At 35.8% G+C, this 10,721-nt stretch carries 9 protein-coding genes; 7 read left to right on the forward strand and 2 right to left on the reverse strand.

What is annotated here, in order from left to right; genetic code table 11:
* Window positions 1-153 precede the first annotated feature (153 nt).
* From KI356_RS19025 to KI356_RS19045, 5 genes are all read left to right on the forward strand, one after another.
* Window positions 154-1,398: a 3D domain-containing protein gene (locus tag KI356_RS19025; RefSeq protein WP_128282834.1), complete on the forward strand. Its 1,245-nt coding sequence runs from the start codon at window positions 154-156 to the stop codon at window positions 1,396-1,398.
* Between the two features lie 112 nt (window positions 1,399-1,510).
* Window positions 1,511-1,729 carry a helix-turn-helix transcriptional regulator gene (locus KI356_RS19030; protein ID WP_000154019.1) on the forward strand — a complete coding sequence of 73 codons (219 nt, stop codon included), beginning with the start codon at window positions 1,511-1,513 and terminating at the stop codon, window positions 1,727-1,729.
* Window positions 1,722-2,195: a DUF2178 domain-containing protein gene (locus KI356_RS19035; protein ID WP_002134421.1), complete on the forward strand. Its 474-nt coding sequence runs from the start codon at window positions 1,722-1,724 to the stop codon at window positions 2,193-2,195. Before KI356_RS19030 ends, KI356_RS19035 begins: the two co-directional genes overlap by 8 nt.
* A gap of 117 nt (window positions 2,196-2,312) precedes the next feature.
* A complete protein-coding gene (locus KI356_RS19040) occupies window positions 2,313-2,945 on the forward strand; it encodes a class A sortase (protein WP_212936141.1) in 633 nt (210 codons plus the stop codon).
* Window positions 2,946-3,090: 145 nt separating this feature from the next.
* Window positions 3,091-4,212 (forward strand): YHYH domain-containing protein, encoded by a 1,122-nt coding sequence (locus KI356_RS19045; protein WP_212936142.1) that lies wholly within the window; start codon window positions 3,091-3,093, stop codon window positions 4,210-4,212.
* Between the two features lie 31 nt (window positions 4,213-4,243).
* Here KI356_RS19045 and KI356_RS19050 read toward each other — a convergent pair whose 3' ends face one another.
* Complete coding sequence (locus KI356_RS19050; RefSeq protein ID WP_212936143.1) at window positions 4,244-5,629, reverse strand: peptide MFS transporter; 1,386 nt, start codon at window positions 5,627-5,629, stop codon at window positions 4,244-4,246.
* 254 nt (window positions 5,630-5,883) lie between these two features.
* On the opposite strand from KI356_RS19050, the gene brnQ1 reads away from it, so the two are divergent.
* Complete coding sequence (gene brnQ1, locus KI356_RS19055) at window positions 5,884-7,185, forward strand: branched-chain amino acid transport system II carrier protein BrnQ1 (protein WP_212936144.1); 1,302 nt, start codon at window positions 5,884-5,886, stop codon at window positions 7,183-7,185.
* A gap of 138 nt (window positions 7,186-7,323) precedes the next feature.
* On the forward strand, window positions 7,324-9,045 hold the full coding sequence (locus KI356_RS19060; protein ID WP_212936145.1) for a DUF2339 domain-containing protein: 1,722 nt from the start codon (window positions 7,324-7,326) through the stop codon (window positions 9,043-9,045).
* Window positions 9,046-9,080: 35 nt separating this feature from the next.
* On the opposite strand, the gene KI356_RS19065 is transcribed toward KI356_RS19060, so the two are convergent.
* Window positions 9,081-10,628, reverse strand: a complete 1,548-nt coding sequence (locus tag KI356_RS19065) for a DNA-binding protein (RefSeq protein ID WP_097832896.1) — start codon at window positions 10,626-10,628, stop codon at window positions 9,081-9,083.
* Window positions 10,629-10,721 lie beyond the last annotated feature (93 nt).

Here is a 10,721-nt window from a genome sequence, read left to right on the forward strand (position 1 = left end):
TTTTAAATATAGGAATTGGTAAATATTTAAGAATCTATTACATTTTATTCACAATTCTCTTTTTTTTGTCATGAAAAATAAACTGTATTTAATGGTTTTGTAAACAAACTGTAAAATAAATCATGTATAACTGTATAAGAAGGGAGTCGGATTATGAACTATTTTAAGCGAATCAGTAGTCTAGTATTAGCAGGAATCATTGGTCTTTCTAGTACAGTCGCTGTAAAAGCAGAGTCAAACGACGAAAAACTTAACAACATGCAACAGCAATTGCAGCAAAACGATGCAGATATGCAGAAGAAAGAGCAAGAGAAGCAAGCTGTTAGTAAAGAAATTCAAGGTATCGAAAACGAACTACATAATTTAAATAATACAATTGCAAAAAATAAAGAGGATCAAGCTGCTATTCAAAGTAAAATCGATGAAACACATAAGCAGATTGAACAAAAAAAAGCAGATATTGTCGTTTTAGAAGATAAAGTCCTTGCTCGTAAGGATATTATGAAAAAACGTATGGTTTCTGTTCAAAATAGCTCAAATACGAGTTTAGTAGTAGAAGTTGTTGTGGAATCAAAAAACTTTGCTGATTTTATACAACGTATGAATGCGGTATCTACAATTTTAGATGCAGATAAAGAAATTTTACGTCTACAAGAACAAGATCTTCGTCAAATTGAAGAAGATAAAAAAGAGATTGACGAAAAAGAAGCATCTTTAGTAGTAGATAAACAAAAATTAGCAAAAGCACAAGCTGATTTGCAAGATAACTTGAAAAAACGTCAAGATAACTTACAAACAGTTCAAGCTAAATATAATGCGATTGCAAGCCAACTTAATTTAGCAGTAGAAGAAAAAGCTAAAATTGAATCAAATATGAAGGCAGTACAAGAAACAATCGCTCGTGAACAAGAAGCAGCAAGAATTGCAGCGGAAGAGCGTGCAAAAGCGGAAGCAGCTGCAAAGGCTGAGCAAGAAGAGTTAGCAAAAGCGAAGGCAGCAGCAGCTAAGCCAGTAGCAGCTAAGCCGGCAGAGCCTGTAGCAAACAATACAGCACCAGAGTCTAAGCCTGACACGAAACCAGCTCAAGGTGGAAAAGAATTTTATGTAACAGCAACTGCTTATACAGCTGATCCATCTGAAAATGGCTATAAAGCGGGTGAAACTGTAAAATCTAAGTTAGGGCATAATTTAACTGCAAATCCAAATATGAAGTTAATTGCTGTAGATCCAGCTGTTATACCTTTAGGCTCTACTGTATATGTAGAAGGGTATGGAACAGCGATTGCTGGAGACACTGGTAGTGCAATAAAAGGGCATATAATTGATTTATTAATGCCAGATTCAGCAACAGCTAATAATTGGGGTAGAAGAACTGTTAAAGTTACAATTTTAAACTAAAACGTAATCCAACTTTACAATACGTAAAGTTGGATTTTTTTGTAAAAATAATGTTAAGTTGAGTTTACATTTTGTTAAGAGCAGCATACAATAATAGTGAGAGGTGGTAAATTTGACCATTTTAAATAGAGTGAAGGAATTAAGAGCTCGCTTTAATTTTACGCAAAGTGTATTAGCAGAAAAGGTCGGAGTGACGAGACAAACAATTGCTGCAATTGAAAAAGGGGATTATGTTCCTTCATTGTTGTTAGCATTGACGATTTGTGATGTGTTCCAGCTAAAGATGGAAGATGTGTTTGTTTTAAATAAGGAGGGGGAAGAGGATGAATAGAATTGGGGTTTCCTATATCTTAAATGTGCTGAGATTTGTGATAGCTTTTTGGGCATTTATTGAGCTCTATTATGCTTGGATAGAGCTGGCAAATATTATTGAAACTGAGAAATTACCGTTTGAAGTAACAATCAATATGATGCCATTAGGATTGTTAACAATTGTAGCTATTATAACGACGATTTTTTATAAAGTTCAAAAGAAGAAACATAAAGCTCTTTCTTATTGGATGTACCCGTTATTATTTCCACAAGAAGACGAGCGGGAAAAAGCAATTACACAAAAGGCATGCCGGACAACATTTATTTCATTCTGGTATGGGATAGTTATTGCTATTGGATTTTTAACACTTTCCCCTGTAGCTAATTTATATATTCCTGGATATCCATTATATATTTTATTTTTCATGCTTTTTATTCAAATGACAGTCTTCTACGTATCCCTATACAGAAATAAGTTAGTCTAAAAAGAACCCTTCTTGCATTAGCAAGAAGGGTTCTTTTTCAGCTTATACTTGTACATATAGCAATATTATCTTATCATTTTATATAGAGTAAGATTTTGTAACGGAAAGGAATTGTATATGAATAAGCAAAGAATTTATAGTATAGTAGCAATCCTTCTATTTGTTGTAGGTGGTGTATTAATCGGAAAGCCATTTTATGATGGATATAAGGCAGAGAAGACACAGACAGCGAATGTACAAGCTGTTCAAAAGATGGAATATGAAAAGCATGACACGGAATTTGTAGATGCTTCAAAAATTAATCAACCAGACTTGGCAGAAGTAGCGAGTGCATCGTTAGATAAAAAACAAGTAATCGGTCGTATTTCAATTCCGAGCATCTCATTAGAACTTCCTGTTTTAAAAGCGTCGACTGAAAAGAATTTATTATCAGGTGCGGCAACTGTAAGAGAAAATCAAGTAATGGGACAGGGGAATTATGCGCTTGCAGGGCATAATATGTCAAAAAAAGGTGTTTTATTTAGTGATGTATCAACTTTAAAGAAGAACGATAAAATTTATTTGTATGACAATGCAAATGAGTATGAGTATACTGTTACCGGTGTATCTGAAGTGACTCCTGATAAATGGGAAGTTGTAGAGGATCATGGGAAAGATGAGATAACACTTATTACATGTGTATCTGTTAAGGATAATTCTAAGCGTTTTGTTATTACGGGTGATCTAGTAGGAACAAAGGCTAAGAAATAAAGAAAAAAGAAGGTTCACTCTTTAAAGAGTGAACCTTCTTTTTTTATCCAACATTGAGAAATAAAAGAATATTTTAGTTGGTATTTAAGTATTTTTCTATTTTTGTATAATAAAGTAATGATTCTAGATTTTGGGAGGAACAAAAGTGAAACAGCAAGTAAAAAAACTTCTTTTAACAACAAGTGTAGCGTTATTGGTAGCACCAATTTCTGCTTATGCACATCCAGGGCGTACAGATGCTAATGGTGGACATACGTGCCGTACAAATTGTGAGAAATGGGGATTGCAGTACGGGGAATATCATTATCACAATAAACCAGCTTCTAGTAGTGGTGCAACGAGTCCAGCTCCTAGCCAAAATAATAATGGTGCTGTAGAAGCTGAAAGACAAGCAGAAGTACAGCGCAATGCTGAGGCAGAAAAACAACGTGCTACAGAAGAACAGCGTAAAGCAGCGGAAGAGAGACAGCGTGTTGCAGAAGAACAGCGCAAAGTAGAGGAAGAGAGACAGCGTGCTGCAGAAGAACAACGCAAAGCAGAAGAAGCACGTAAGGCAGAGGAAGCGCAGCGTAAAGCTGAGGCTGAAAAGGGACAAGCTGAAGGGCAAAAAAACGGAGAGACAGATTTTAAAGCAGGAAAAAACAATGCAGAAGGACATGTAGCTGGAAAGTCAGATGCATATAAACAAGCATTTACAACTGCGTATGCTACGGCATGGTCTTTAGAAGAACAGAAAAAAGCGCATTTTGAAAAAGGTAAAGAGCAAGGATTAGCACAAGAAGCAATGGACGATAGTCAAATTACTCCTGAGTTTAAGGTGAACTTTGCAGAAGGTTTCCAAGTAGGTAATAAAGAGAGAACCGAAAAGATTGAAAAAGAACAAGCGGAACTTGGTGAAAAAGCTGGTAAAGAATTAGCTGAAAAGAAACCTGGAAATACTGAAAAGGATACATATGTGAAAGCATATGAAACCGCGTATGAAACAGGATATAAGTCTGCCCAAAAAATGGCGGAAAAAGCTGGATATACATATGCATTTGAAAACTACGACTTAAAAGTTCCTGCTAAGTATGAAAAGAATGAAACATTAAAGAAATGGTTTACGGAAGGATTTAAATCAAATAAAAAGGCAGCAGAAATCCGAGAAGAAGGATATAAAAAAGGAGATAGCTGGCTGTCATTCTTCTATAAAAACTTCGTACCAAGTGAATATAAAGAGCACAAAGATCTGTATGAACAAGCAATAGAAAAGGGCGAGAAAGCATAAAAAAAGATGAGGAGAAATTCCTCATCTTTTTTTAATCCATCCATTTCACTAATTTCTTAGAAATTAATAATAAAACACAACCTAAAACGATCGCTGCAGCTCCGATTACTGTAAATACTTCAGAATATCCAAGTGAAGTTGTAAAGCTCGCAAGTTGTCCACCTAAAATGTTGGCGATTCCTGAGCTTGCTAGCCATACTCCCATTAATAAAGAAGCAAGTTTTACTGGAGCAAGTGCACTAACCATTGATAGTCCAACAGGTGATAAGAATAGCTCACCTAACGTATGGAAAAGATACGTAAAGACGATAAATAGTAAGTTTGCTTTTTCTGTAATGTTATGTTCATCACTACCTGTTTTTAATGTAGCGATAACTAGAATGATATAACCGATACCGAGTAGGATCATACCAAGTCCCATTTTTGTTGGGATTTTCATGTCACCACGTTTTCTAGTTGCCAGTTTTGCCCATAATGCTGAAATGACTGGGGCAAGTAAAATAATAAATAACGGATTGACCGATTGGAACCAAGATGTTGGAACTTCCCATCCGAACACAGAGCGGTCTACAAATTTGTTTGTATATAATGTTAACGAACTACCAGCTTGTTCAAAGCCAGCCCAGAAGAAGACAACAAAGCATGTTAAAATGACGATAACTGCGGTACGTTGTTTTTCTTTTTTTGTTAACGGTGTATTTCCTACTGTTTGTTGTCCATCTGTCGTTTGTAAATCGCGAGATGGCTTTTTACCGATATCACCAAGGAAGCGATTAGATAGTGTTGTAAATAAAATTTGTCCAATGATCATTCCGATTGAAGCGGCTAGGAAACCGTAACGGAATCCGTAATGAACAACACCGTCCACTGTTGTTTTGAATAAATTTTCTGACAAAAATCCGCAAACGAGTGGAGCTAAAAATGAACCGACGTTAATACCCATATAGAAAATGGTAAATGCACTATCACGTTTTGGATCGTGCTCTTCGTATAATTCTCCAACAAGTGTAGAGATATTTGGTTTGAAGAATCCATTACCGATAATAATAAGCGCTAATCCGAGGTATAGGCCGACTTGGTTTTGCAAGGCAAATAGTGTAAGGTTACCGAGCGCCATTGTGATACCACCAATTGTGATGGCTTTTCGTCTACCTAGAAAACGGTCTGTTAAGTATCCACCAATTAATGGTGTGAAATAACAAGCTCCAGTATAAAATCCGTAAATAGAGAGTGCCAAAGCTGGACTAAACCCAAGACCACCACTTACTAAAGCTGTTGTTAAATATAATGTTAATAATCCTCGTAATCCATAGTAACTAAATCTTTCCCACATTTCTGTAAAGAAGAGTAAGTATAAACCGGGAGGATGTTTCTTTTTTCTTTGTTGTTCTCTTTCTAGTTGTATCGTTGATTCCATGTGATTTTTCCTCCTGACACAAACAAAAAACAAAGTTAATAGTTTTGTATATTTAATATTTTACTTTATTAACTATTGAAAGTCAATAAAGGTTGATTTTTCAGAAGAAATTGGAAAAGGGAAATCGCTATAGAATGGGTGTTTCTTTTATGGTAGACTATGGACTATGTTTTCTTTGTAAGGAAGCGGAGTATCGCGTTTTCCCTATGTGTGGAATAGATTTCACACGAGATGAAATTGAAGAAGGAGAAAAAATGAAATTGTTACAGAAAAAAGAAATTTTGCTTATTAGTCTTATGTTATTCTCTATGTTCTTTGGAGCGGGGAATCTTATATTTCCACCTTTCCTTGGATACGAAGCGGGAGAGCATGTGTGGATTTCATTGCTAGGTTTTATTATGTCAGCAACAGGACTTCCGATATTAGGTGTTATCGCTATTGCGAAAGCAGGGAGCTTTCAAACGTTAGCGGGCAGGGTTCATTCTTCATTTGCAATTATTTTTCCATGTATTGTGTACGTATTTATTGGCCCTGCTCTTGGTATACCACGTGCAGGGAGTTTAGCTTTTGAAATGGGACCAGGTCAGTTGTTCCCAGAAGCGGATAGCGTAGTCTTGTTATTGTACACGGCTATTTTCTTTAGTATCGTTTACTGGTTAAGTTTATCACCGTCTAAATTAATGGGCTTGTTTGGGAAGGTGTTAACGCCTTTATTATTATGTATGATTGCCATTATATTTATAAAAAGTATGTTTACATCAGTAGGCAGTGTGAAAGAGCCTGCAGGAAATTATGGACAAGCTCCTATGTTCCAAGGGTTTTTAGATGGGTATTTAACGATGGATGCGCTAGCAGCTTTAATATTTGGGATTGTTATTGCAAATGCTCTGCGTGCAAAAGGTGTAGAGGATGATAAAGGTTTAGCGAAATATATGAGTATTGCTGGTATTGGAGCAGGGCTTTTATTATCTATTATTTATGTCATTCTTGGATATGTTGGCTCAATTAGTGGTTCGTTGGGCACATTTGATAACGGTGCGCAAGTGTTAGCACAAGTTATGACGACATTATTTGGACAAGGTGGGTTAGTTTTATTAGGTCTTATTTTTACTGTCGCTTGTCTATGTGTTTCAATCGGACTTGTTACGTCTTGCAGTCAATTTTTCGCAAGTGTATTTCCGAAAGTATCTTATAAAGTTTGGGCATTTATATTAAGTTTTGTTAGTATGGTTTTAGCTAATTTAGGATTAACGCAAATTTTAAAAGTATCAGTACCGATTCTTGGATTTATTTATCCAGTTGCACTAACGCTTATTATTTTAGGGTTATTCCATAAGTATATTGGGAAGTATGTATACGTATATTCGGTAACGATTGGAATCGTAGCGTTATTTAGTGCGATTGATATTTTAAACAAAAGTGTACTGATGAATAAATGGACACCACTACTAAAAATTCTTCCGTTTTATTCAGAAGGTGTGGGTTGGATTGTTCCGGCATTTGTAGGTGTCTGCCTCGGTGTAATTGTTAGTGTTACTATAAATAAGAATAAATAAGTAAGAGGTGTTTTCCTATTTCGGAAAACACCTTTCTTTTTTGGAAAAATAGTATTGAAAATGAATAGACTAAGAGTATGATAAAGGTAATTGGTAATATATAGGTTGAGTGAAAAATCGATGATGAGGGGGGAGTGTATGAAGGAGGATTTAAATAAGAAAATAGAAGCGCTCGAAACGGCAATTGAAACGATGCAAGAGACACTTTATGAATTGAAAGCGAAGCAAAGAAAAATAGAAGTAGATAAAGTTCAACAAAATGTTAATAAGGAAAAGAAAGAATATATTGAAGCGGTAAGTAATAAAAAGTTACAAGAAGATGTAGTTAAGACGAGGGAGTCCATGCAAGAGCCAGAGGTGAAACAAGTAGATATATCTGCATTTAAACCAGAACCCTTTAATATTATAAAGTTTTGTCAAACATGGTTACCACGCATATTTGTCGGTATTATGCTACTTGGCGTTATTTGGTTATTTAAAGCAGGGGTAGATGCTGGTTTATTAACACCAGCGATACGGGTTGTGTTTGGTATAGTACTATCTGCCGGTTTGTATTATGTAGGAGATGTACAAATTAAAAGCGAGCGGCAAGCGTTAGGGTTAGTATTAGCTGGAGGAAGTATTACGGGAATTGTTTTAACAACGTTTGCGGCACATTATTTATATGAATTTATTCCTGCAAGTATTGCGTTTTTCTGTAATATTGTATGGGTTATTTTAGGGATTTATTTAGCGAGAAGGTATAGATCGGAATACCTCGCTATTTTCGTGGCGGTAGGAGCATTTTTTGTTCCTTTCTTATTAAATAGTACGACTCCTAATACGTATATTTTCTTTAGTTATGAGACGATATTAACAATTAGCCTATTATGGTATGCATTGAGAAACCGTTATAAGTACTTGTATATGATTTCTTATGTTGTGGCCGCAATTGTCCTATTTGTCTTCTTTGCTGTTATGTCAATATTAGTAGAGAATGTGCAAGTACAGTTAACAGTTGTATACGGTGCAATTCATTTACTATTATTTTGGCATATGTTTTCGGAGAGAATTTTTATACAAGAAGCACGATTGGCGATATTTAGTGCGAATGCAGTTTTCTTTATTTTAGCTATTTCTCAAATTCCTGAATTTACAACGTGGGGATTAGTTATAAGTGCACTCGTGCATGCTGTTATGTTCGCACTTGAATATAGGAAGAATAAACATTCTGTATTTACAAATCTAATATTTGGCTTTGCAATGGGATCATTTAGTTTAGCGATTTTATACGAGTACAGTTTGGTGAATGCAGCAATCGTATTGTTGTTACAAGGTTTCCTCGGTATGGTTACTGCTATTAAAGTAAAGCAAAATATTAAATTGTATGTAAGTGCAACAATTTATGCTATTGGAATGGTACAGACGATTTTTAGCCCGTTCGATCAGTTCATTTCAGCAGGATTTGTCGCTCATATTATTTTGATAGGAACGTTCTATTATTGCATGAGACAAGCGAAAGAAGTGTTAGCGAGTTTTGGTAAATATGTTTATTCCATAGCGCTCTACTCGTTAATGGTCATTGTATTTATTACAATTACTAGGATCGGTGAAGTTCTTTCTACAGATGGAAGTATAATTAGCGTATCTGTATCGTTATTCTGGATGGTATATGCGTTGTTTGCAGTTTGGTTTGGCCGTTATAGACAGATGAACGAAATATTATATGCTGGCTTAGTCGTACTAGTAGTAACAGTAGGGAAGTTATTCCTTCTTGACCTACCAGAGGTGTCGATGATGATTAGGGCGGTGTTATTCTTAATCGTTGGTAGTATAGGTATCGTTATTTCAAGAATGTTTTTCTCAAAAGAAGAGAAGTGAGAAGAAGGCAATCCATATGCGGATTGCCTTTTTCATTATTTTTTATTAATCGTTACAGTTTCATTATATTTCGCTGTTGTGTTTTGACGTAGACGAAGTGTTGCCTGTCCAGTTGTATTTGGATCAAGTTGTACGTTCACAATTTTTTCAGCAGATCCTTGGTTATTTGTTATGAAAGAGAATGTACTGCTATATCCGAAAGAAGACGGCCAAGTGCCATTTGTATTTTGAACTTTTGCTACCTGTGTTCCGCCAGTTGTGAAAATACCTAAAGAATAATTATTGTATGTTGTATTTGGTAATAAGTTATTTACTTGAATCTTCATTTGGAATACTTCATTGTTTGGTAGAATGCTAGGGTGCGTAATTACGTAATCACTCGTTGTCACTGCACCGTTATAGCCGTATGAACCTGGTTTGAAAGTATTTGTATTGAACCACTGGTAACCTTGACTTGGTGCGCTCCAAGGTTCTGGTTGTGGTTCTGTTGATAAACTTGGTTGTTCAAATGTTTGTAGAGCTGTAGGTGCATCAAGCTGTAAACCACTTACTTGATCTAAGCTTGTAAATGTTTCTTGCTTTGCTAACCAATTCACTATGTTTTCTAATAGAACAGCATCGTTTTCTTCTTTATAACCATCATAAGTTTTCTTTGTTTGACCTGAGTCTTCGCGAACATATTTTGGCGATGCATCTTCAACAGGAGAAGAATCACCAATAAAGGCTGCTTTTCCAAGACCAACTTTTGCAATAGCGGCATAAGGCCCTTCTGCAACACCACCGCCGTTATAAACGCCGCTATCAACAGCGTTATTCCATTTTGATGGATTTTCTGGAAGATACACAAGACCTTTCGCTAGTTTTGGATTTGTAATCGCAAGAGTAGAACCGGCATGCATTGCTACAGATGAAACGCCAGTTGTAATTCCGAATGATTGCGCAGGTGAGACGATATTTTTAGCTGAAACATCACCAAGTGCATTGTAACGGAAGCGAATACCGAAATTATCGGATAGCCAATCAGAGCTTTCTACTCCTTGCATAGCTTGTGATGTTGTTTCTTCATTAGACATACCCTTTGCTGGATTATCCCATGCCCCGCGTCTATATCCATTAAACACTTCTGAGGAGTCCCAGCGGTTTTTATTACGATCTGCATTATAATGATCGGCAATGAAGAAAATACTGCCACCGTTTTTCACGTATTGTAACATTGCATCTTGCTCAGATTTTTTATAAGGAATATTTGCTTCGGGAACGATAAACACATTGTAATTTTTTAAATCGTCGTATGTAATAGATGTTGATTTACGAAGTTCCTTTACATGATATCCGTTTTGGGCAATGCCGTTTCCGAAATCAGAAAAACCGCCATCAATAACCCAGTCAGCTGTCCCAGCCGTTTGACCGTGCGTATTATCAAATAATACTTTCTTCCCATTGTTTTGGTTTACAACTTTTGCAGCAATTTCAGGAGCGGGGTCTACGGAGCTTTCGGCATAAGTAGACGGAATATAGGCACTCCCTATACTAAGTGTGATTGCTGTTGCTAAAGAAAATTGAATCCATTTTTTATTCTTCATAGAAGAATCCCCCTAATAATAAATATATGTGCTTTAATAATGTAATCTATTTTTTTTAGGAAAGAAAGATAGAAAATATTAAATAGTGTAAAG

Origin of the sequence: Bacillus hominis, from assembly GCF_018332515.1 — a bacterium.
Taxonomy (GTDB): domain Bacteria; phylum Bacillota; class Bacilli; order Bacillales; family Bacillaceae_G; genus Bacillus_A; species Bacillus_A hominis.